This window comes from Bacillus gaemokensis (genome assembly GCF_001590835.1).
Taxonomy (GTDB): Bacteria; Bacillota; Bacilli; order Bacillales; family Bacillaceae_G; genus Bacillus_A; species Bacillus_A gaemokensis.
This window is the reverse complement of sequence record NZ_LTAQ01000001.1, coordinates 857374-880811: the sequence shown is the minus strand read 5'-3', so window position 1 is coordinate 880811 and position 23438 is coordinate 857374. Positions and strand designations below refer to the sequence as shown.

Here is a 23438-nt window from a genome sequence, read left to right as displayed (position 1 = left end):
GGGAAAAGGGGGCTTATATGAAGCAAATACATGGAGCAATTTACATCTACATAACAATGTTTTTCGTTGGAGCGTCTTATTGTTTAGGGCATTTATACTCGCACCCGATTTTAACTTTTTTGAGCGGGACATGTATGGCTATTGCGATTTGTGTACACCTTTTCTCAGTTTGGATTGTAAAATTTCAATTAAATATTAGTGAAATGGAAGAAGGCACTTTTTGAGTGACCTTCTTTTTTAGTAGTATTTGCTTAGTCCTTTTAATAAAATTTCAATTTCTTTCTCTGTTTCTTCACATATGGACAAAGATCTTAATCTAAAGAACAAGCTTCGCAAAAATGATTTTACATTTCCATACAACGTTTCATAAGGAATGATAGATAATTCTGCTTTTTGAATTTGCATTTGTTCCACTAAGAAATGTAAGGATGTAATGAGTTCTTTTTCGTCTAAACCATTTTGCAACATAGCGACGATGGGATAGACAATTCGCTCATCCTCTTCGTACTTATAAGAAATTGTATGTACACTTACTTTCTCTAACAAGACTTGTAGTATTTCTGGATAGTATGAAACCTCCAGTTTTGGATTTTTCACGAGTTCATCGAATGTATCCGAGACATGAGCGATACTATGAGCCCAACCTCGATCGTTAACATACCCGCGGAAATCATGTTCTTGGTTCATATATAAAACTAATTTGTCTTTTATCTCTAGTATCTCGGATTGTGATAAGAAATTATGTTTTATGTCAGCACTTAAAATCAAAGCGATTAATAGTGTTGTAAACGCGCGAGTGAATACAGCGTCGTTATCTTCAGTATGTATTTTGTAAAATAAATATTGCTTGTTTATACTTTTTGACAATAATTGTTGTAATTGCGTGTTTGTAATATGGGCATTTGTAATGAGATGGAAAAAGGTCGTGTAGATTAATTTATCCCGTAAGTAGCCATCGGGTGCGCCGATATGTTGAAGCATTTTTGAACTTAAATCATCAATGTTTATAGTGGAATCTATAGCGTAATGATTAGCTTTTATTTCTTCTAATTGTTTTTGAAGTTGTTGCATGCAATCTCTCCTTTATTATTTAGAAAATTCCGCATTTAAATATTATGATAGAAACAGAGAATATACAAGTAATACATACTTTGTATTAAGGATTTCAAAAATATTAAAAATGGGATTAATCAGTACAATTTCTAGAATGGGGGCATGAGATGAAGAGAATTATATTGATGTTGTGTATGTATGTTTTACTTATTGTTTCTTTCACGATATTAACAGCGTGTACACGTAATGAGCAAATTGAAAATGAACCAGCGAATGTATATCAACAAACAGAAAAAGGTGCTATGGAAGGATACGTTATGGTGAAAAATAAGACTGTATATTTCATCATGAATAAAAAATTCGAAACGATAGAAGAGTTACAGAGTTATATAGATCAATACCTACATATGGACATTCCAGCAGATATGATTCTAAATTTTAACGATAAAAGTGCATATGGAAAGTTAAAATCAGGATATAAAATAAAAGTATGGTCTTCTCAGATACTTGAAAGTTATCCAGGAAGAATAATTGTTAATAAGTTTGAGATAGTAGAGAAAAATGATAGCTTAAAATAAAAAAGGTAGCGACTGCGCTACCTTTTTCATTATTTTACAAACTGTAATTCTTTTGGGAATTTCGTTAAAATTTCTGATCCATCTTTTGTGATATAAATATCATCTTCAATACGAACGCCACCTACGTTTGGTACGTAAATACCTGGTTCAATTGTGAAGACCATACCTTCTTTTAATAGAGATTCGTTACCTTCTTTTACATCTGGATATTCGTGTACGCTAATTCCAAGTCCGTGACCAAGGCGGTGCGGGAAGAATTCACCGTAACCTGCATCTGCGATAACAGAGCGAGCAGCACGATCGATTTCACCAAGTGTAACGCCTGGTTTACATGATTCAACTGCTTGTAATTGACCTGCTAGTACCGTGTTGTAAATGCGTGTTTGTTCTTCTGAAATATCGCCGAATGCGACTGTACGTGTAATGTCAGAGCAGTAACCATCGATGATTACACCTAAGTCAAACAGTACGAAGTCACCGCGTTTCATTTTGTTTCCGCCTGGTATACCGTGTGGTAAGGCAGAGTTCGCTCCTGCTAATACCATTGTGTCGAAGGACATTTTATGTATGCCTTTTTTCTTTAATTCGTGCTCAATGATTGCTAACACTTCTAATTCGCTACGATTTTCCTCAATCGCATTTACACCGATTTCAACAGCATAGTCAGCCATATGAGCTGCTTGGCGTAAAATAGAAAGCTCTTTTTCATCTTTAATTAAACGAAGTTCACGCACTTTTTCTTCAGCAGATTTGAAAGATGCTTTTGGGAATAATTTTGTTAGTTCTTCATAGCGCTCTACATTTAAATGTTCTTTTTCAATTGCAACTGCATTTGCATCAATGCCGCGATCTTTAAGTGCTTTTGTAATCATATCCCATGGTTTGTCTGTATCAGTAAATCCGATGATTTCATGTGCCCAGCCAGCGTTTCGAGCTTGGCCTTCTTCCATTTTAGGACAGATTAAAATTGGCTCTTTTTCTTGGAATACAAATAGACCGAGAAGTCTTTCGTGTGGTTCACAATGGAAGTTTGTCATATAGAAGACGTTCGGTGTAGAAGTTAAGAAGGCAGCTTCCACGTTTTGTTCTTGTAGCCATTGCGTTAAGTTTTCTAATCTAGTATTCATAGATTTGCACCTCCGAGATTTCAGTTACATGTATAACTTTACATCGGATGAAAGCGTTATGACAAGCAAATCGATGTTAGAAAAGACAGGAAATTGTGAAATCATGTAGAATAAAAGGTGTGAATGTGAATAAGGGAGGAATGTAACAATGGAAGTATCTTATCATGGGCATTCAGTTGTAAAGATTGAAACGAATGGAAAGGTCATCTTAATCGATCCGTTTTTAACAGGTAATCCGCAAACAGATTTAAAGGCTGAAGATGTAAAGGTAGATGTAATTATTTTATCGCACGGTCATGGGGATCATGTTGGTGATACGGTAGCGCTTGCGAAGAAAAATAATGCAGTTGTTGTGGCTCCATTTGAATTGGCAACATTTTTAGGATGGAAAGGTGTGAGTACACATCCGATGCACATCGGTGGTTCACATATGTTTGACTTTGGAAAAGTGAAATTTACACAAGCATTTCATGGATCTAGTTATATTGATGAAGAAAATAAGACGATTACATATACAGGGATGCCAGCTGGCATTTTAATTACGGCAGAAGATAAAACGGTGTATCATGCAGGGGATACTGCGTTATTTTCTGATATGAAGTTAATCGGTGCTCTTAATAATATTGATTTAGCATTTTTACCAATTGGTGATAACTTTACAATGGGACCAGAGGACGCTGTGTTAGCAGCGGAATGGATTGGTGCTAAAACGGTTGTGCCAATGCACTATAATACATTCCCGGTTATTAAACAAGACCCGCATCTTTTTGTACAAAAACTAACAAGTAGTACAGGTAAGGTATTAGAAGTTGGGGAAAGTATTACACTATAGAAAAGAAACCCTTCATTTGAAAAGACAAGTGAAGGGTTTTTTATGTGTGTAATACAGGCTTGAACGTATGAGCTTGTTTTATTGTTTCTTTCGCTTTTGGTAATGCTTGTTCTGGTGCTTCATTTAATTCCCTTGCAACCTTTTTTCCGTCGACGAAAGCTAAAAGTACAGCACCTACAACTTCTAATATTTTTTTCATTTTCATTCGCTCCTTTGTTTGATTTCTTGTCTTTATTGTATATCGGAACCAGCAGACAAACTATTGAATGAGATGACAATAGCATTACACTGTTGTAAGAATATGACTGGTGGAATGTAAAGGTCAATTTGTTATAAAAAAAATAGTACAGATATGTAAAAGAGCGGTGTAACAGTTTAGGAAATATAGTATACTGAAAATACAACACATGAAGACTTTAGGGAAAAGAAAGTATGGTGAAACCATTTGGCTACCAAACATAATCAAATTTTAGAACATATTAATAGCCTGCCGGTAGGGCATAAGATTTCTGTGCGCCAAATTGCAAAAGATTTGAGTGTAAGTGAAGGAACGGCATATCGGGCGATTAAAGACGCAGAAAATAAAGGGTATGTTAGTACAATTGAACGTGTCGGAACAATCCGAATTGAGCAAAAGAAGAAAGAGAATATCGAAAAACTAACATATGCAGAAGTGGTCAATATTGTCGATGGTCAAGTGCTTGGGGGAAGAGAAGGATTACATAAAACGTTAAATAAATTTGTGATTGGGGCTATGAAATTAGAAGCGATGATGCGCTATACAGAAGCGGGGAACTTATTGATCATCGGTAACCGTACGAATGCGCATCAACTAGCATTGGAAGCTGGGGCGGCAGTACTAATTACAGGTGGATTCGACACAGAAGATTATGTGAAAAAATTAGCAGATGAATTAAAGTTGCCAATTATTTCGAGTAGTTATGATACATTTACTGTCGCAACGCTTATTAACCGTGCGATTTATGATCAGCTTATTAAGAAAGAAATTGTACTGGTTGAAGATATTTTAACGCCAATTGAAGAAACACTATATTTGAAGCCTAATGATACGGTGCAGCAGTGGCATGCATATAATGAAGAAACGATGCATGGGCGTTACCCAATTGTTGATGAGAATAAAAAAGTACTCGGTATCGTAACTTCAAAAGATATGATTGGTGTCGCGAAAGAAACACCGATTGAAAAGGTAATGACAAAGCATCCCATTACAGTAACCGGAAAAATGTCCGTTGCAGCGGCAGCACGTATGATGGTGTGGGAAGGTATTGAAATGATTCCTGTTGTTGAAGAAGGAAATAAGCTTCAAGGAATCATTAGCCGTCAAGATGTACTTCAAGCGCTGCAAATGATTCAGCGTCAACCGCAAGTTGGTGAAACGATTGATGATATTGTAACGAATCAATTTGTAAATCCAAAAGAAACGAAACATGAACATAATTATCAATTTTCTGTGACGCCGCAAATGACGAATTCAATTGGGACATTATCTTACGGTGTATTTACAACGATTGTTACAGAGGCGACAAACCGCGTCATTCGTGCGCAGAAGAAAAGCGATTTAATTGTTGAGAACTTAACAATTTATTTTGTAAAGCCAGTTCAAATTGATAATATCGTATCTGTGCATCCAAGAGTATTAGAAATTGGGCGGAAATTTGGTAAGGTTGATGTAGAAGTGCATCATGAAGGTAATGTTGTTGGGAAAGCATTATTGATGGTGCAATTGATCGATCGATAAGTATGGAAAAGAGCTGAATGAAGAATCCCTTTTTAGAGGGAGATTCATTCAGCTCTTTTTTGCCTTGCTATTCGCGGGCAAATGATGATAACCAATTGTAGGAGAAGCGGACCAATGTGATGAATCAATATGACAACACATCCCTTTATTTGGTAATTCAATTATGGTATAATTGAATTACCAGATAATAGTTATATAAAAAGAAAAAGGATGGTGTTCGATATGGCATCAGAGGGTCTCTTTTTTGTAGGTGTTGCATTGTTTTATTTTCTTATTATGATACCTATTCAGTATCTTTACATTGAAGGGTTATACGAACAAAAACAACGAACAAAACTTTCACAACAAGAACGTTATAAAAATATGTCTTTTGAAGAAGAGCAATTACATTTTCACGTGCAAGGAAATCCTTTCAATATACCGTCTGCATTGGTTGCATATATGATTTTAAAAATAAAATGGCGTGAAAAAGCATCAGAATGAAACTCTGATGCTTTTTGCATGTGTCACATTGTTTTGTAAGCTTCCGCTTCTTCTACTGCAAGCGGCAAGAAATGTTTATACTGACGGAATCCATTAAAAATACTTGCACCGCCAAACAAGATAAATAATACGCCGACGATAATACGTGCTGTAGAAAGCTCTAAGAAAAATTGATTTGCACCAAACAATGTAACGAATAGACCAAGAGCCATTGCTGATTTTCCCGAAAGCCAACCTTTCTCCATTGGACGGTTTGTACGAAAATATTTTGTTTTATAAAAGAGATACAACATAAATGAGACGATAATACAAAAGACTAATACTGGCATGATACAATCCTCCATCGTTTTGTATATAGGTAAATCTAAATTAAAAACCTTCTTTTTAGGCGGAAGAGAGGATCCGTCCATGCATAGAAGCGGTCAGCCCCATGTTAAGTGAAAACAAAGGGAGGAAATGAGTGGAGATTACCTTTTGTTTTCATAGCCGTGACTGATATGCTGGAAAAACAAACTGGATTTATATAGTGTAACTCCACGAATTATGAGAGGGCAGTGGAGAACAGAAAAAAGATTATCGAAACTTTCACACTATTATTATAAAGCAATTCTTTCCGTGTATAAATTGTTTTACGTTATAATGAAGAATAAAGTGAGGCTTTTATAGTACATTTTGTAGAATTTGATAAAAAGGAGATTACATATGCACGAGCAAATTTTAGCAGCGATTAAAGAGTTTGATACGATTATTATTCACCGTCACGTGCGCCCGGATCCGGATGCATTAGGCTCTCAATGTGGATTAGGAACTATTCTTCAAGAATCGTTCCCAGAGAAAAAAATTTACATGGTTGGATATAGTGAACCGTCCTTATCTTATTTACGAGTAATGGATGAAATTGATGATGAGACATATGAAGAGGCACTTGTTATTGTGTGTGATACAGCCAACCAAGAGCGAGTTTGTGATCAGCGTTATACAAAAGGGAAAATGCTTATTAAGATCGATCATCACCCAAATGAAGATCCATATGGAGATATTACGTGGGTAGATACGACATCCAGCTCTACAAGTGAACTAATTTATGAATTTTATTCTTACGGAAAAGATAAAGGTCTAACATTACCGAAAGAGGCGGCTCGTCTTATTTTAGCCGGTATTGTTGGAGATACAGGGCGTTTCTTATTCCCGAACACATCAGCAAGAACACTTCGATATGCGGGTGAACTTGTAGAAATGGGCGTGGAGTTTCCGGCGCTATATAATGAAATGTACAAAACGAAAGAGAAGATCGCTCGTTTAAATGGATACATTTTACAAAACTTTACGATGGTAGAAGAAGGAGCTGCGTATATTAAGCTGACAAAAGAAGTATTAGAGGAATTTGATGTACTTCCTTCTGAGGCATCTGGCGTTGTAGGAGCGCTTGGTAATATTGACGGATTAAAAGCTTGGGTTCTATTTTTAGAGGAAGACGATGTAATTCGCGTACGCCTTCGTTCAAAAGGACCGGTTATTAATAAACTTGCGATGCAGTATAACGGCGGAGGCCACCCAATGGCATCTGGTGCGAAAGCATCTTCTTGGGAAGAAGCAGACCGTCTTTTTGCAGACTTACGTGAGATTTGTAAATAAGAATACTCATATCAAGAGCAAGAAAAGTAGGGGCCTTTGGTCCCTACTTTTCTTGTTTTATATTGATGTTAATTTCAAGCACGGTATCAAAAGAGATTGTGTCAACTTTAAAGCGATAGGTTCGGTCATAGTGCTTGTATACTTTATTTTCAATTACCTTTTTAAGGAGTTCTTTATTTTTGGCAATACTTTGTACATTTTTCGTTAAAAGGTGCTGGAGATCATTATGAATTGATGTTGTAATATTTTCGAGAGTGAGGTTATCTAAATCATCCTTCTCGCGATTTGAAATTTTAACTTTAATTTCTTGGATTGTTAAGAGCTGTTTATTTTCTTCGTTCAATTTATCGTGATCTTCAAGGAGAACGCGGAGTTTCTCTTCTTGTTTCTTAATAATTTGTTCTTGCTCCCCAATTGTACTTGCTTGTTCTTGTTGAAAAACACCGTATATGTACAAAAAAATAAACCAACTCAAAATTCCACCAACAGCAGCACCACCTAAAAATAAATACCACCGTTTTGCAGTGGAGGCGCTTGGAACCCTCATACATGCTCCTGTGTAATCCATTTAATAATAATAAGACCGGTTTGCATGCCACCTGTTGCGAAAAATATAAGTAGGATTTGTTTCACAATATCTTTTGTAGCTCCTTCAAAAAAGGTTCGTTCAAAGCTATAAAAGGTATCGAAAGTCCCACCAATTGCTGCAACGAGTGCCCAAATTTTTAAGTTTTGTGAGAATTGATTAATCGCGGTAAGTGCAGGCTTTCCAACAAGAAATGCACCAAGTCCGCCAATTATAGAACCGCCAAGCATGACACCGAAGGCAATAAAGTAAGTTGTAATAAGAAGAGAAAAAAATTTTTGACTTACATCCATCGTCATTCCCCTTTCTTCTTCATGTATATGGACAAAGTATAAGAAGTATGTTTTGATTTCCGCTTTCCTCATCACCTATAATGAAAGTAGTCAAACAGGTAAAGAGAGGGTACAAAAGTGAAGTTTGTGCATTTACAATGTCAAACCGTTTATAGTTTGTTAAAAAGCGCTTGTAAAATTGATGAACTTGTCGTTCGGGCGAAAGAGCTTGGATTTTCATCGCTTGCAATTACAGATGAAAATGTGATGTACGGAGTCATTCCGTTTTATAAAGCATGTAAGAAAATGGGGATTCAGCCCATCATAGGATTAACAGCTTCTGTCTTTAGTGAGGAAGAAGAGCAATCTTATCCGCTTGTACTACTTGCTGAAAATGAAGTAGGCTACCAAAATTTATTGAAAATTTCTAGTAGCATTATGACAAAGTCAAAAGACGGGATTCCGAAAAAGTGGCTTGCTCATTATGCGAAAGGATTGATTGCGATTTCGCCAGGGCAAGAGGGGGAAATTGAACAATTACTATTACAAGGGCAAGATGAGCTTGCTGAAGAAGTGGCTCGCACGTACCAAAAAATGTTCGGAAGTTTCTATATGAGTTTGCAGCATCATGCTATTCAAGATGAGTTGTTCCTGCAAGAGAAGATTCCGGAATTTGTAAGTAGGGTGAATATTCCACTCGTTGCAACAAATGATGTTCGTTATGTGAATCAGAGCGATGCGCTTGTGCAGGAGTGTTTATTATCTGTTCAGAGCGGAACGAAGATGACTGATCCAGACAGACCAAGGCTCAAGACGGATCAGTATTATTTGAAATCATCTGCTGAGATAGAAGCTTTATTTTCTCATGTACGAGAAGCTCTTCATAATACAGTTAGTATCGCTGAACGTTGTCACGTAGAGATTCCGTTTCATGTAAATCAATTACCGAAGTTTCCGGTTCCGGCAAGTGAGACGAGTGATGCGTATTTACGCCACGTATGTGAAGAAGGACTATTAAAGCGATATGAAGCGGTGAAAGACGTCCATAGGCAGCGTTTGAATCATGAACTTGAGGTTATTTCTCGCATGGGATTTAGCGATTATTTCCTCATTGTTTGGGACTTTATGAAATACGCACATGAACATGATATTTTGACAGGACCGGGCCGTGGTTCAGCAGCGGGTTCACTTGTTTCTTATGTGCTGGAAATTACGGATATTGATCCAATTGGATATGACTTGTTATTTGAGCGGTTTTTAAATCCTGAGCGCGTTACCCTTCCAGATATTGATATCGATTTTCCTGATATCAGACGTGATGAGATGATTCGTTATGTAAAAGATAAATATGGTCAGCTTCGCGTTGCTCAAATTGTTACGTTTGGAACACTTGCTGCCAAAGCAGCAATTCGAGATATTGCCCGCGTAATGGGGTTACCACCGAGAGATATTGACATATTTTCAAAACTTATTCCCTCGAAGCTTGGGATAACACTAAAAGAAGCGTATGAGGAATCTGGGTCTCTTCGTGAATTTGTACAAGGAAATCTCCTGCACGAGCGCGTTTTTGAAATTGCGAAACGGGTAGAAGGTTTGCCGCGTCATACGTCTATTCATGCGGCTGGGGTTATTATGAGTCAAGAACCGTTAACGGGAAGCGTTGCGATTCAAGAAGGGCATAATGATGTGTATGTTACACAATATCCAGCAGATGTATTAGAGGAACTTGGTTTGCTTAAGATGGATTTCTTGGGATTGCGTAATTTAACGTTACTTGAAAACATTCTTAACTTTATCGTTACAAAGACTGGCAAACAAATTGATATACGAAATATACCTCTTCAAGATGAAAAGACATTTCAGTTACTAGGAAGAGGGGATACGACAGGCGTATTCCAGCTTGAATCTGGAGGTATGCGGAATGTACTTCGCGGGTTAAAACCAAATGAATTTGAAGATATAGTAGCTGTCAATGCTTTATATCGTCCAGGACCGATGGAACAAATTCCAACCTTTATTGAATCAAAGCATGGAAAGCGCCAAATTGATTATTTGCATCCTGATTTGGAACCGATTTTAAAAAGCACATATGGCGTTATTGTATATCAAGAACAAATTATGCAAATTGCTTCAAGACTCGCGGGATTTTCGCTTGGAGAGGCTGATTTACTGAGACGTGCGGTGAGTAAGAAAAATCGTGATATTTTAGATCAGGAACGAAAGCATTTCGTTCAAGGATGTTTAAAAAATGGATACGATGAAACATCCGCGGAGCAAATTTATGATTTAATTGTTAGATTTGCGAATTATGGTTTCAACCGAAGTCATGCAGTGGCGTACAGTATGATTGGATATCAGCTTGCTTATTTAAAGGCCAATTATCCACTTGAGTTTATGACTGCATTGTTATCAAGTGCGATTGGTAATGAAGATAAGATTGTGCAATATATACGCGAAACGAAGCGCAAAGGTTTTCGTGTTTTACCGCCATCGCTGCACAGAAGTAGTTACAATTTCCGTATTGAAGGAAATGCAATTCGTTATAGTTTGCTTTCGATTCGGAATATAGGGATGGCTACAGTAACCGCGGTGATTGAGGAAAGAGAACGAAATCCATTCCAAGATTTGTTTGATTTTTGTCTTCGTATGCCAGCGAAATTTGTTACAGAGCGCAATTTAGAAGCATTTGTTTGGGCTGGTTGTTTTGATGATTTTCAAGTCACGCGGACAACGTTATTTAATAGCATTAGGGGAGCGCTTGAGTATGCAAACCTTACGCGTGAATTAGGAGATATACCGAAATCAGTATATGTACAAGGAGAAGAGCTTCCCTTTATTGAACAATTAAATAAAGAGAAAGAAGCGCTTGGTTTTTATTTATCCAGCTACCCAACGGCGCAGTACGCAAAATTTGTAAAAGAACTAGAAATTCCGTCGCTTGCGCAGGCGATGAGGCAAAAGGGAAAAGTACAGCGTACCATTGTTTATATAACAAGGGTGAAAGTCATTCGGACGAAGAAATTGCAAAAAATGGCGTTTGTAACGTTTTGTGATCATAATGATGAAATGGAAGCTGTCGTCTTTCCGGAGACGTATATCCATTTTTCTGAAAGGTTACAAGAAGGTGAAATCGTTTTAGTTGAAGGGACGATTGAACAGAGAAATCATAAAGCGCAATGGATTGTGAATGGGGTGTATTCACTAGAACAAATGGATGTTTACGATGAAATGAAAGAAGCATCCATTTATGTGAAAATACCGTCACAATATGAAAAAAAGATATTCAATGATGTCACAAAAATATTGTTTCACTATTCAGGTTTTGCGAAAGTACTAATTTATTATGAAAAGGAACATAAAATGGTACAATTGTCTCGTAGTTTGTCAATCCATCCAAGTGAGGAATGCTTGGGAGCACTTCGCGAAATTGTCGGTGAGGAAAATGTCGTAGTGAAAATATAATGGACAATTTCCCTGTATTTCGATTATTATAGTAGTAGTGTTCGTGGTCAGACCACTTGGAGAGAATGATACCAGCAAGAATAATTTGAGGAGAGTGGATAGTTTGTCAACACTTCGTGAAGAAGCACTTCACATGCATAAAGTGCATCAAGGAAAATTAGAAACTGTATCAAAAGTAAAAGTAGAAAATGCAAAAGATTTAAGTCTTGCGTATTCTCCAGGGGTTGCAGAACCTTGTAAAGAAATTTATGACGATAAAAGTAAGGTATATGAATATACAATGAAGGGAAACATGGTAGCAGTTGTAACGGACGGAACAGCTGTACTTGGTCTTGGTAACATCGGACCAGAAGCATCTCTTCCAGTAATGGAAGGTAAAGCAGTATTATTCAAGAGCTTTGCTGGCGTAGATGCATTCCCAATTGCCTTAAATACAAACGATGTAGATAAAATTATTGAAACTGTAAAATTAATGGAGCCAACATTTGGCGGTGTAAACTTAGAGGATATTGCAGCACCAAACTGCTTTATTATTGAAGAACGTTTGAAAAAAGAAACAAATATTCCTGTATTCCATGATGATCAACACGGAACAGCTATCGTAACAGTAGCAGGTCTTGTAAACGCGCTTAAGTTAGTTGGAAAGAAAATGTCTAACATTAAAGTTGTAGCAAATGGTGCAGGTGCAGCGGGTATTGCAATCATTAAACTTTTATATCGCTATGGTGTACGTGACATTATTATGTGTGACCGAAAAGGTGCGATTTATGAAGGTCGCCCTGTTGGTATGAATCCGGTGAAAGATGAAGTTGCAAAATATACGAATAAAAATCGTGTAGAAGGTTCATTGGCAGATGTTGTAAAAGATGCGGACGTATTCATTGGTGTATCTGTAGCAGGTGCATTAACTGAGGAAATGGTTCGTACAATGAATGACGATGCAATTATTTTTGCAATGGCAAACCCAGTTCCGGAAATTATGCCAGAAATGGCGAAAGCAGCAGGGGCAGCTGTAGTTGGAACTGGTCGTTCTGACTTCCCGAACCAAGTAAATAATGTGCTAGCGTTCCCTGGTATTTTCCGCGGTGCACTTGATGTACATGCTACGCAAATTAATGAAGAAATGAAGATGGCAGCTGTACAAGCCATTGCAGAGCTTGTGGCGGCCGATGAGTTGAATGCGGACTATATCATTCCAGCGCCATTTGATGCGCGTGTAGCGCCTCAAGTGGCGGCTTACGTTGCGAAAGCCGCAATGGAGACAGGAGTAGCTCGCCGACAAGTAGATCCAAATGAAGTCGCTGAGAAAACAAAACAATTAGCGCTGATTGGTAAAGAATAAGCGAGGAATTTCCATTGACATCATCAAATACAAAAGTATATCTCGAAATTGTAAAGAAAATCCGCTCCATTATGGAAGAGGATGGTTTAGTAGCTGGTGACCGTTTACCGTCTGAGCGAGAATTAAGTTCACGCTTGAATGCGGGGCGTTCATCGGTACGAGAAGCATTGCGAGCTTTAGAACTCGTAGGGTTAATTGAAACAAGACGTGGTGAAGGGACATTTATCCGAAACTTTTATGACAACGGCCTTGTTCAATTGATTGCACCGTTTCTACTGCAAGATGAGAAAACAATTCGTGATTTGTTACAGACGAAACGATTGCTTGAAAAGGATATGCTTCGAATCGTTTGTGATTTACCGAAAGAAACGTTTTCTAAAGTGCTAGGTAAGTTACAACAAGTACTTGAGAATAACGAAAATTCAATTCAAGTGTTGCATCAAACGTTTTTCAAAACACTAATTGAACAAGTAGATAATTACTTACTTTATCGCATTTGGATGATTGTAAATGACTATGTTGCCACTCTTTCTTGTGAAATTTCGCTAGATTCTATAGAGATGTATAGAAATCTGTATGAAGCGCTAGACGCGAAACGAGAAGAAGAGGCGCTAAAAATTTATGATGAATTAGTAGAAAATATACAGTTTCACTCGTAATGTATAAAATTTGTCGAAATGACCATGACACGTTATGACAAACAATCTATCGCATAGCGGTTAAAGTTAAACGTAAAGAGAGAGGTTATGAGTGCGTGTTCAAAAAGGAGGATAAAGAAATGCGAGAGCTATCTTTACCAGGCTTTTTGGACATCCTCTATTAGACAGATTGAGAAGACAAGGCTAACATCAAACTTTGGTGTTAGCCCCGTTTTCTTCTTACCCTAACCTTAGCTCTCAACAAAGGGGGTCAAATTGTGCTAAGAGATTTATTCGTAAAAAAGAAAAAGTACGCTGCAATTCCTTCAGAACAAGTACGAAAAGATGTGCCGGACGGTGTTATGACGAAATGTCCGAAATGTAAGAAAATCATGTATACAAAAGAGCTTCTTAAAAATTTAAAAGTATGTGTGAACTGTGGTTATCATCATCCAATGAATGCATGGGAGCGCCTTGATAGTGTATTGGACGAAGGTTCATTTCGTGAATACGACAAAGAGATGGTTTCGTTAAATCCACTTGGGTTCCCAAATTATGAAGAGAAACTAGAGAGTGATCGCAAGAAAACAGAATTAAACGAAGCGGTTGTGACAGGTGAAGGAACAATTGATGAAATGCTTGTTGTTATTGCAGTAATGGATTCTCGTTTTCGAATGGGCAGCATGGGCTCTGTTGTAGGCGAAAAAATTGCGCGTGCAGTTGAAAAGGCATACGACTTACAAGTACCATTTATTATCTTTACTGCATCGGGCGGTGCACGTATGCAAGAAGGTATTTTAAGCCTAATGCAAATGGCAAAAACGAGCGTAGCTTTGAAAAAACATAGTAATGCCGGCGGATTATTTATTTCCGTTATGACTCATCCGACGACAGGCGGTGTTTCAGCGAGCTTTGCTTCACTTGGTGATTATAATCTTGCAGAGCCAGGTGCACTTATCGGGTTTGCTGGTAGACGTGTAATTGAACAAACGGTGCGTGAGAAACTGCCAGAAGACTTCCAAACGGCAGAGTTTTTACTAGAGCACGGTCAATTGGATGCGGTTGTGCATCGAGATCATATGAGAGATTCGCTCCGTAAGATTTTAGAAGTTCATCAAGGAGGGGAAATGGCTGTATGGCAGAGCTAGAATTTGAAAAACCAGTTGTTGAGCTAAGAAATAAGATTCGTGAACTGAAAGACTATACGAAAAACAGCCAGATGGACTTCAGTGAGGAGATTCGTATTTTGGAAGATAAGCTAGAACATTTAGAAGGCGAAATATACGGCAATATGAAAGTATGGGACCGTGTTCAAATTGCTCGCCATGCAGAACGACCGACGACGCTCGATTATATTGAGCACTTATTTACTGATTTTTTTGAATGTCATGGAGATCGTCTCTTTGGCGATGATGCAGCGATTGTCGGCGGCATTGCGAAATATTATGGGATGCCTGTAACGGTAATCGGGCATCAGCGCGGAAAAGATACGAAAGAAAATATTCGTCGTAATTTTGGGATGCCTCATCCAGAAGGATATAGAAAAGCACTACGTTTAATGAAACAAGCAGAGAAATTTAATCGTCCGATTATTTGTTTCATTGATACGAAAGGTGCATATCCTGGTAAAGCTGCTGAAGAACGTGGACAAAGTGAAGCTATTGCTCGTAATTTATTTGAAATGGCGGGCCTTTCTGTACCTGTTATTTGTATTGTTATCGGTGAAGGTGGCAGTGGTGGTGCACTTGGTCTTGGAGTAGGAGATTACATTCACATGCTAGAAAATTCCACTTATTCTGTTATTACACCAGAAGGAGCGGCGGCGATTCTTTGGAAAGATGCAGGAAAAGCAAAAGAAGCTGCAGAAGCGATGAAAATCACGGCGGCGGATTTGAAAGAATTAGGTGTAATCGACGAAATTATTCCAGAAGCACGCGGTGGTGCACATCGTAATATTTTAAAGCAATCAGAAAATATTGATCTGATGCTCAAAAAAACATTCGAAAAATTAAACGGTATTTCGAAAGATGAATTAATCGAAAAACGTTATGAAAAATATATGAAAATTGGGCAAGTTTCGTTTTCAAACGCTTCCATTTGGATAAAATAAGAAAAGCGTGCGTTCCACTTCGCGAATGCACGTTTTTATTATGAAAAGACACATCTTCTCCATTGTATTTTTATATTTTTTCATGTTATTTTATTATAAGGCAAATAATCTTTATGAGGTGAGTACAAATGAAACGTATTGGTGTATTAACAAGTGGTGGAGATTCACCTGGTATGAATGCTGCCATTCGTGCAGTTGTTCGTAAAGCGATTTTCCATGATATAGAAGTATATGGTATTTACCATGGATACGCTGGATTGATTTCTGGTCACATTGAAAAATTAGAACTTGGTTCTGTTGGCGATATTATCCACCGTGGTGGTACGAAATTATATACAGCAAGATGTCCTGAGTTTAAAGATCCAGAAGTACGACTAAAAGGAATCGAGCAATTAAAGAAACTTGGCATTGAGGGCCTTGTTGTTATTGGTGGCGATGGTTCTTACCAAGGTGCTAAAAAATTAACAGAACAAGGATTCCCGTGTGTCGGTGTACCAGGTACAATTGATAATGATATTCCTGGAACTGACTTCACAATTGGTTTCGATACAGCATTAAACACTGTTATTGATGCAATTGATAAAATTCGTGATACAGCTACATCTCATGAGCGTACATATGTTATCGAAGTAATGGGACGTCACGCTGGAGATATCGCATTATGGGCTGGTTTAGCTGATGGTGCAGAAACAATCTTAATTCCAGAAGAAGAGTACGACATGGATGATGTTATCGCTCGTCTAAAACGTGGTAGTGAACGTGGCAAGAAACATAGTATTATCGTTGTAGCTGAAGGTGTTGGAAGTGCGATTGATATCGGTAAGCACATTGAAGAAGCTACAAACTTTGATACTCGTGTAACCGTATTAGGTCACGTGCAACGTGGTGGATCACCAAGTGCACAAGACCGTGTGTTAGCAAGTCGTCTTGGCGCAAGAGCAGTTGAACTGTTACTTGATGGAAAAGGTGGACGTTGCGTTGGTATCCAAAACAATCAACTTGTTGATCATGACATTATCGAAGCGTTAGCTCAAAAGCATACGATTGATAAAGATATGTATCAATTATCTAAAGAATTATCCATCTAATCGGCATAACGTCGGATATTTGGGAACGGTTTCATAATTTTCGGAGGTGCAATATGCGTAAAACAAAAATTGTATGTACTATAGGTCCTGCTAGTGAAAGTATTGAAAAATTAGAACAGTTAATCGAAGCTGGTATGAACGTTGCTCGTTTAAACTTCTCTCATGGTAGCCATGAAGAGCACGGAGCTCGTATTACAAACATTCGTGAAGCTTCAAAGAAAACTGGTAAAACAGTTGCGATCTTACTTGATACAAAAGGTCCAGAAATCCGTACACATGACTTCGTAGACGGACAAGCTGAATTAGTAACAGGTGCAGAAGTTGTAATTTCTACAGAGCAAGTATTAGGAACTGCTGAAAAGTTCTCTGTATCTTATGCAGGTCTTTACGAGGATGTAAACCCAGGTTCTCGCATTCTAATCGATGATGGTCTTATCGAGTTAGAAGTAATTGAAAAAGCAGACGGCAACATCCGTACGAAAGTATTAAACAGCGGAACTGTAAAAAATAAAAAAGGTGTAAACGTACCAAACGTAAGCATTAAGCTTCCTGGTATCACTGAGAAAGACGTAAAAGACATCGTTTTCGGTATCGAGCAAAAAGTTGATTTCATCGCAGCATCTTTCGTTCGTAAAGCATCTGACGTATTAGAAATCCGTGAATTATTAGAAGAACATGGTGCACAATTCATTCAAATCGTACCAAAAATTGAAAACCAAGAAGGTATCGATAACATCGATTCTATCTTAGAAGTTTCTGATGGTTTAATGGTAGCTCGTGGTGACATGGGTGTAGAAATTCCACCAGAAGAAGTACCATTAGTACAAAAACGTCTAATCAAAAAATGTAACGTATTAGGCAAACCAGTTATTACTGCAACACAAATGTTAGATTCTATGCAACGTAACCCACGTCCGACACGTGCGGAAGCAAGTGATGTAGCAAACGCAATCTTCGATGGTACAGATGCAATCATGCTTTCTGGTGAAACAGCAGCAGGTCTATACCCAGTAGAAGCAGTAACGATGATGGCGAACATCTCAACTCGTGTTGAAAAATCATTACAATATGAAGATATGTTCAAGAAACGTATTAAAGAGCAAACTGCAACAATTACAGATGCAATTAGTCAATCTGTTGCACACACAGCAATCGCTCTTGATGTAGCTGCAATCGTTGCGCCTACAGAAAGTGGTCATACTGCGAAAATGATCTCTAAATACCGTCCAAAATCTCCAATCGTAGCTGTAACATCTGACGAGCAAGTATGCCGTCGTCTTGCACTTGTTTGGGGTGTACAAGCATTTATGGCTGAAAAACGTGCAGCATCTACTGATGAAATGTTAGATACAGCAATTCAAACAGGTATGGATGCAGGTTTAATCGGTCTTGGTGATACAGTTGTAATCACTGCTGGTGTTCCGGTTGCAGAAACTGGTACAACAAACTTAATGAAAATCCATGTTGTTGGTGAGCAAATCGCTAAAGGCCAAGGGATTGGTCGTAAATCAGCAAAAGGTAAAGTAGTTGTAGCAAAGACAGCTGCAGAAGCTGTAGCGAACGTAACGGAAGGTGATATTCTTGTTACAACAAGTACTGATAAAGATATGATTCCTGCAATTGAAAAAGCTGCAGCTCTAGTTGTAGAAGAAGGTGGCTTAACAAGCCATGCAGCTGTTGTAGGTGTATCGATCGGTATTCCAGTTATCGTTGGTGTAGAAGGTGTGACAGCGACTCTAATCAATGGCCAAGAAGTAACAGTTGATGCAGCGCGCGGAATTGTTTATAATGGACATGCGGAAGTGCTATAAGAAGTAATGTGAAGAGAAGGATGGGAGTCCTTCTCTTTTTTTTACACCTAAAATAAAAAAAGTGGCGAAGATAAGAGGGTTAGTCGTGATAGAGATGTTGTATTAGCGCTTGAGGAGGCTTCGTGAGTAAGGGGTGTTTGTTGGGAGGGGTATCCCTATGCATGCAGCTTCAAGGGGTGTATAAGGTGCTATTTGGAGGTTTTGAGACAAGGTTATTGAAAGAGGTATTACCTTTGTAAAGAAATCAGGTTGATTCTTAGGTTATTTGCATGAAGTAGGGGATTGTGAACTATAAATAATAGGGTGAAGGAGTGGGAGAATGAGGTGGATGTTATTTCTTTTTATTTTAATCCCGGCGCTTGAAGTGACAGTGTTAATTGGCTCTAGTCATTTGATCGGTATATGGCCGACGTTCGCTATGATTGTATTTACAGGTGTTCTTGGTACGTATTTAGCGAGGCGGCAAGGCTTTATGATAGTAAAGGAGATTAGATCTCGTTTACATAGTGGGGAAATGCCGGGAGATACTGTGTTAGATGGTATCTTTGTTTTTGTAGGAGGAATCCTTCTTTTGGCACCAGGTTATGTAACGGATGTGGTGGGTTTTGTTTTTTTATTTCCGGTGACGAGAAAGCCGTTTAAATCTATGTTGATGAAATGGTTTGAATGGAAACTAAGAAGGAATACAATTATTGTTCAGCGCTAGTGGTAAAAGAATAATTTTTTTTATGGTCTTATCAGTGGGAAATAATAACTACTGATGGGAGTTTACTTTATTGTACAAAAATAACACTTGGAATAAATAATGTTCTAAGTGTTATTTTTTTGTCGAATTATAAAATGTATATTTATACATTTGTAGAAAAAGGAAGAAAAGGTAATAATAAAAATGTAGAAAATAGAATAAAGATGTACAAATGACCTTGGAGGGCTCATTTTATGCAAAAAACAAGGGAATTATCCATTTGTTATGGGTAATTCCCTTGTTTTATTTTTTGTGAAGAAAATTTTATTGTAAGACTTTGATGAGAGTGAAAATATCATTTTTTTAATGGTGATCCCTTAATAAATTTCCATAAATCATGGAATACATGTGCTTTGTGCAATGTATTTAATAATACTAATGTAACTGGACCGATGATTAATCCTAAAAACCCATAGATTTTAAATCCAACGAATAGTGCGATAAGTGTTGGTAATGGATCGAGTCCAATGTTAGATGATAATACTTTAGGTTCCATGATTTGTCTTTGAACAATAACAACGATGTATAAAATAAGCAGACCAATTGCGAAAGCTGTATCCCCTGTGAAAAATACATATATTACCCAAGGAACAAAGACAGCTCCGGTTCCTAGATAAGGAAGTAAGTCGACGATACCTGTAATGAGTGCAATGGTAATAGCGTACGGCACACGTAAAATTAATAGCCCAACTAATACAATGATAGTTGTCATAGATACAAGTGTGAGCTGCGCTTTTACAAATCCGAATAGCGCTTTTCGTAAATCGACAAAAATGGTCTTTCCGTATCCGTGTACACGGTTGGGAAGTAATCGCTTTACTTTATAAGCAAGTGTATGCCAATCAAAACTAATAAAGAAAGTTGCTAATAAGACGAAGACAAGTACTGTTAAAGTCGTTGGAAGTGCACTAATGAAGTTTGTTAATCCGCTTATAATAGCTGTTAACAACTCTTTCATTTGTTTTGTTGCTTCTGTTCCTAGATTTTGTATGTTTTGTGTAATTGTATATTGCTGAGATTCACCAAGGTGATTAAATTTAGAAATTAAATCATCATATAAAGGCATAATATTATCGAGTGCAAATTGCTGTGCGTATTGCACTATAGTTGGTAACTTTTCTGTGACAATTTGCAGTAAGTAGGTTGTGGCGGAAATTGCTTCTGTCACAAGATATGTAACGAGTCCAACCATGGCGCCGAATACAAGAATTAAGCTAACAAGTACTGCTAAGGCGCGAGGGAATTGTAGTTTTTGATTAAGGAAATTGACGACTGGATTGATCAAATAAGCGAACGCTAAAGCGATGATAAAAGGGTATATAAGACCTGAAACATACAAGAGTGCATAAAACCCTATTACTGTTGCTACAATGACAAAGATAAGTCGCAATATGATATACAGTAAGTTTCGATTCAAAGGTGCTTACCTCCCATTCCAAATTGTAGTATGTTATAGTGGAATGATGGATTTATCCTACTATTTACGGGCGTTATGGACCGTTTTTAGGGCGGAAATGTTTGCTCGTAAAAGCTTGAAGGTGAGGACGAATTAACGGTAAGGATGTTCTCTTTTTTGATTGGTGATGTCCTCGTTTTATCTATTTTTATTTTACCTGTTTCTTATAAGAAAAGAAAGGAGAGTGCAGTTCTTTCCTTGTTGGTATAAATATTTCATTCCGATCTCAATTTTAAGCGCTAAAAGTCTGGATGTTTATCCTGCTATTTGGTGGTTAGTAAGACCCCGTTGATAGGAAGTTCACTTTATATCGATTCACAAATACTTCGCTTTATATCATGTATAACGATGTGTTTAACGGTAATTTTATTTGTAAACAGGTTCATTATTTTCAGAAAGGAAGTGTAGTCATGATTAGTCAGTCAACGTTATTTTTATTCATACTACTTATTATTGGACTTATTGCTAAAAATCAATCACTTACTGTAGCAGTAGGCGTCCTATTTTTATTAAAGTGGACGTTCTTAGGAGATAAGCTTCTTCCGTACATGCAAACGAAGGGAATTAATCTTGGAGTAACGGTTATTACCATCGCTGTTCTTGTCCCAATCGCTACTGGGGAAATTGGATTTAAGCAATTGGCGGAAGCGACTAAATCGTATTATGCGTGGATTGCGCTAGCTTCAGGAATAGCAGTTGCTTTACTGGCAAAGGGTGGATTGCAATTGTTAACAAATGATCCGCACATTACTACGGCGCTTGTATTCGGGACAATTATTGCGGTGGCATTATTTAATGGGGTCGCTGTAGGGCCGTTAATCGGAGCTGGAATTGCTTATGCGGTGATGAACATTATACAGATGTTTAAATAAAAAATTTTATAGTAATATAAATTTTTTGAATTCTTTCCATTCACAAAAGTCAGATAATTGTTTATAATAGGAATTAGAAACTTTTTAAAGGTTACATAACAACGAAGACTTACACCAGATAAAATAAAAACAACATAAAACAATTTTCTACTGATATTGTTTTATGTTGTTTTTATCATAAAACTCTTCGAAACTAGTTTTCCTCACCATCTGTTAGTCTAAGCGTGAGGATTCGAGGAGAAACTCACGCTCATGCTTTGCAAAAAAGTAATGGACTACAGGATGGGAACACCACAACAAATTGCATGATCGTGCATTTTGCTTGCCTAAAGAGTGAACGAGCGTTCATAATTTATAAGGGAAGCAAACGGATACAAGGGAGCAAGGTTGGGAGAATTTACAGGAAAAGGAGAGAATGTCATGACTGTTATTCGAGGTTTAGAAGGGGTAGTAGCAACAACATCATCTGTGAGTTCAATTATTGATGATACATTAACGTATGTTGGGTATAATATCGATGATTTAGCGGAGAACGCTACATTTGAAGAAGTGGTATACTTATTATGGCACCGCAAGCTTCCGAACGAAGAGGAGCTAACGGAGTTAAAGGGATTGTTATCTGAATATTCTAAAGTCCCAAGTGAGATTTTAACATATTTAAAACAAGTAGATTTAAAGATTGCACATCCAATGTCTGTTTTACGAACAGCGATTTCCATGCTATCATTATACGATGAGAAAGCTGAATTAATGGATGAGAAGTCCAATTATTTGAAAGCGGTTAAATTACAGGCTCAAGTAGGGACTCTTGTTGCAGCGTATGCAAGAATTCGCAAAGGTTTAGAAGTGGTTGAACCACGAAAAGATTTATCGTTAGCTGCAAACTTTGTTTATATGTTAAATAACCGTGAACCAAATGAAGTGGAAATTGAAGCTTTCGATAAAGCGCTTGTACTTCATGCGGATCATGAGTTAAATGCTTCCACATTTACAGCGCGTGTTTGTGTTGCTACGCTTTCAGATGTATATTCTGGTATTACAGCAGCAATCGGTGCGCTAAAAGGTCCTCTTCACGGTGGGGCGAATGAAAATGTAATGAAAATGTTAAAAGACATTGGCGAAGAAGAGAATGTAGAGTCTTATATTCATAATGCACTTCAAAATAAAGTGAAGATTATGGGATTCGGTCATCGCGTGTATGAGCATGGTGATCCACGTGCGAAACATTTACGCGAAATGTCTAAGAGATTATGCGTGCTTTTAGGTGAAGAGAAATGGTATAATATGTCTATCAAAATTGAAGACATTGTAACAAAAGAAAAAGGTCTTCCACCAAATGTCGATTTCTATTCTGCTTCTGTTTACCATTGTTTAGGAATTGATCATGATTTATTTACACCAATCTTTGCAATTAGCCGTATGTCAGGATGGTTAGCTCATATTCTAGAACAATATGAAAATAACCGTTTAATCCGTCCACGTGCTGATTATAATGGACCAACACATCAACGATATGTTCCATTAGCGCAACGATAAATGAAAAACACTATTTCGATAGTGTAAATACGCTTTCAAAAGTCTGATTTTTT

23 protein-coding genes are annotated in these 23438 nt (G+C 37.5%); 16 read left to right on the top strand and 7 right to left on the bottom strand.

All coding sequences use genetic code 11. The features are described 5' to 3' along the window. The first annotated feature begins 17 nt into the window (after window positions 1–17). Entirely contained in the window at window positions 18–224 is a 207-nt protein-coding gene (locus tag AZF08_RS04625) for a hypothetical protein (RefSeq protein ID WP_033678346.1), read from the top strand. A gap of 13 nt (window positions 225–237) precedes the next feature. Here AZF08_RS04625 and AZF08_RS04620 read toward each other — a convergent pair whose 3' ends face one another. Beyond that, entirely contained in the window at window positions 238–1071 is an 834-nt protein-coding gene (locus tag AZF08_RS04620) for a DUF2785 domain-containing protein (protein WP_033678343.1), read from the bottom strand. 149 nt (window positions 1072–1220) lie between these two features. Here AZF08_RS04620 and AZF08_RS04615 point away from each other — a divergent pair, with 149 nt between their 5' ends. Further along, window positions 1221–1631: a DUF3221 domain-containing protein gene (locus tag AZF08_RS04615; protein ID WP_033678340.1), complete on the top strand. Its 411-nt coding sequence runs from the start codon at window positions 1221–1223 to the stop codon at window positions 1629–1631. 29 nt (window positions 1632–1660) lie between these two features. Here AZF08_RS04615 and pepQ read toward each other — a convergent pair whose 3' ends face one another. Further along, entirely contained in the window at window positions 1661–2758 is a 1098-nt protein-coding gene (pepQ, locus tag AZF08_RS04610) for a Xaa-Pro dipeptidase (RefSeq protein ID WP_033678337.1), read from the bottom strand. Window positions 2759–2906: 148 nt separating this feature from the next. Between pepQ and AZF08_RS04605 the strand changes: the two genes are divergently transcribed. Further along, window positions 2907–3590, top strand: a complete 684-nt coding sequence (locus tag AZF08_RS04605; protein ID WP_033678334.1) for a metal-dependent hydrolase — start codon at window positions 2907–2909, stop codon at window positions 3588–3590. Between the two features lie 40 nt (window positions 3591–3630). Here the strand turns inward: AZF08_RS04605 and AZF08_RS30690 are convergent, their stop codons facing one another. Next, entirely contained in the window at window positions 3631–3789 is a 159-nt protein-coding gene (locus AZF08_RS30690; protein ID WP_063177238.1) for a hypothetical protein, read from the bottom strand. Window positions 3790–4035: 246 nt separating this feature from the next. Here AZF08_RS30690 and AZF08_RS04595 point away from each other — a divergent pair, with 246 nt between their 5' ends. Together AZF08_RS04595 and AZF08_RS04590 are read left to right on the top strand one after the other, a co-directional pair. Next, entirely contained in the window at window positions 4036–5349 is a 1314-nt protein-coding gene (locus AZF08_RS04595; protein WP_033678330.1) for a CBS domain-containing protein, read from the top strand. Window positions 5350–5571: 222 nt separating this feature from the next. Further along, window positions 5572–5832: a DUF3949 domain-containing protein gene (locus tag AZF08_RS04590; RefSeq protein WP_033678327.1), complete on the top strand. Its 261-nt coding sequence runs from the start codon at window positions 5572–5574 to the stop codon at window positions 5830–5832. A gap of 23 nt (window positions 5833–5855) precedes the next feature. On the opposite strand, the gene AZF08_RS04585 is transcribed toward AZF08_RS04590, so the two are convergent. Next, window positions 5856–6161 carry a YtpI family protein gene (locus AZF08_RS04585; protein ID WP_033678324.1) on the bottom strand — a complete coding sequence of 102 codons (306 nt, stop codon included), beginning with the start codon at window positions 6159–6161 and terminating at the stop codon, window positions 5856–5858. A gap of 373 nt (window positions 6162–6534) precedes the next feature. Here AZF08_RS04585 and AZF08_RS04580 point away from each other — a divergent pair, with 373 nt between their 5' ends. After that, a complete protein-coding gene (locus tag AZF08_RS04580; RefSeq protein ID WP_033678322.1) occupies window positions 6535–7467 on the top strand; it encodes a DHH family phosphoesterase in 933 nt (310 codons plus the stop codon). A 43-nt stretch (window positions 7468–7510) separates the two neighbouring features. On the opposite strand, the gene ytrI is transcribed toward AZF08_RS04580, so the two are convergent. Next, entirely contained in the window at window positions 7511–8014 is a 504-nt protein-coding gene (ytrI, locus tag AZF08_RS04575; protein ID WP_033678320.1) for a sporulation membrane protein YtrI, read from the bottom strand. Further along, window positions 8011–8346, bottom strand: a complete 336-nt coding sequence (locus tag AZF08_RS04570) for a YtrH family sporulation protein (protein ID WP_033678318.1) — start codon at window positions 8344–8346, stop codon at window positions 8011–8013. The genes ytrI and AZF08_RS04570 overlap by 4 nt, the downstream gene beginning before the upstream one ends. Window positions 8347–8463: 117 nt before the next feature. Between AZF08_RS04570 and dnaE the strand changes: the two genes are divergently transcribed. From dnaE to AZF08_RS04530, 8 genes are all read left to right on the top strand, one after another. Then, a complete protein-coding gene (gene dnaE, locus AZF08_RS04565) occupies window positions 8464–11787 on the top strand; it encodes a DNA polymerase III subunit alpha (RefSeq protein ID WP_033678316.1) in 3324 nt (1107 codons plus the stop codon). 133 nt (window positions 11788–11920) lie between these two features. Beyond that, on the top strand, window positions 11921–13129 hold the full coding sequence (locus tag AZF08_RS04560) for an NAD(P)-dependent malic enzyme (RefSeq protein WP_162177855.1): 1209 nt from the start codon (window positions 11921–11923) through the stop codon (window positions 13127–13129). A 14-nt stretch (window positions 13130–13143) separates the two neighbouring features. After that, window positions 13144–13788 (top strand): FadR/GntR family transcriptional regulator, encoded by a 645-nt coding sequence (locus AZF08_RS04555; protein ID WP_033678313.1) that lies wholly within the window; start codon window positions 13144–13146, stop codon window positions 13786–13788. Between the two features lie 257 nt (window positions 13789–14045). After that, window positions 14046–14915, top strand: coding sequence for an acetyl-CoA carboxylase, carboxyltransferase subunit beta (gene accD, locus AZF08_RS04550; protein WP_033678310.1), 870 nt, complete (start codon window positions 14046–14048; stop codon window positions 14913–14915). Continuing rightward, window positions 14903–15877 (top strand): acetyl-CoA carboxylase carboxyl transferase subunit alpha, encoded by a 975-nt coding sequence (gene accA, locus AZF08_RS04545; protein ID WP_033678307.1) that lies wholly within the window; start codon window positions 14903–14905, stop codon window positions 15875–15877. Before accD ends, accA begins: the two co-directional genes overlap by 13 nt. A 128-nt stretch (window positions 15878–16005) precedes the next feature. Then, the gene (gene pfkA / locus AZF08_RS04540; RefSeq protein ID WP_033678304.1) at window positions 16006–16965 is read left to right on the top strand and encodes a 6-phosphofructokinase; all 960 of its coding nucleotides are present in this window, start codon (window positions 16006–16008) and stop codon (window positions 16963–16965) included. 53 nt (window positions 16966–17018) lie between these two features. Then, window positions 17019–18776: a pyruvate kinase gene (pyk, locus tag AZF08_RS04535; protein ID WP_033678301.1), complete on the top strand. Its 1758-nt coding sequence runs from the start codon at window positions 17019–17021 to the stop codon at window positions 18774–18776. A gap of 319 nt (window positions 18777–19095) precedes the next feature. Continuing rightward, window positions 19096–19482 (top strand): FxsA family protein, encoded by a 387-nt coding sequence (locus tag AZF08_RS04530; RefSeq protein ID WP_033678297.1) that lies wholly within the window; start codon window positions 19096–19098, stop codon window positions 19480–19482. Window positions 19483–19816: 334 nt separating this feature from the next. Here AZF08_RS04530 and ytvI read toward each other — a convergent pair whose 3' ends face one another. Continuing rightward, on the bottom strand, window positions 19817–20938 hold the full coding sequence (ytvI, locus tag AZF08_RS04525) for a sporulation integral membrane protein YtvI (protein ID WP_033678294.1): 1122 nt from the start codon (window positions 20936–20938) through the stop codon (window positions 19817–19819). Window positions 20939–21387: 449 nt separating this feature from the next. On the opposite strand from ytvI, the gene AZF08_RS04520 reads away from it, so the two are divergent. Then, complete coding sequence (locus tag AZF08_RS04520) at window positions 21388–21849, top strand: DUF441 domain-containing protein (protein ID WP_033678291.1); 462 nt, start codon at window positions 21388–21390, stop codon at window positions 21847–21849. Window positions 21850–22236: 387 nt separating this feature from the next. After that, complete coding sequence (citZ, locus tag AZF08_RS04515; RefSeq protein WP_082246201.1) at window positions 22237–23385, top strand: citrate synthase; 1149 nt, start codon at window positions 22237–22239, stop codon at window positions 23383–23385. Window positions 23386–23438: the final 53 nt, after the last annotated feature.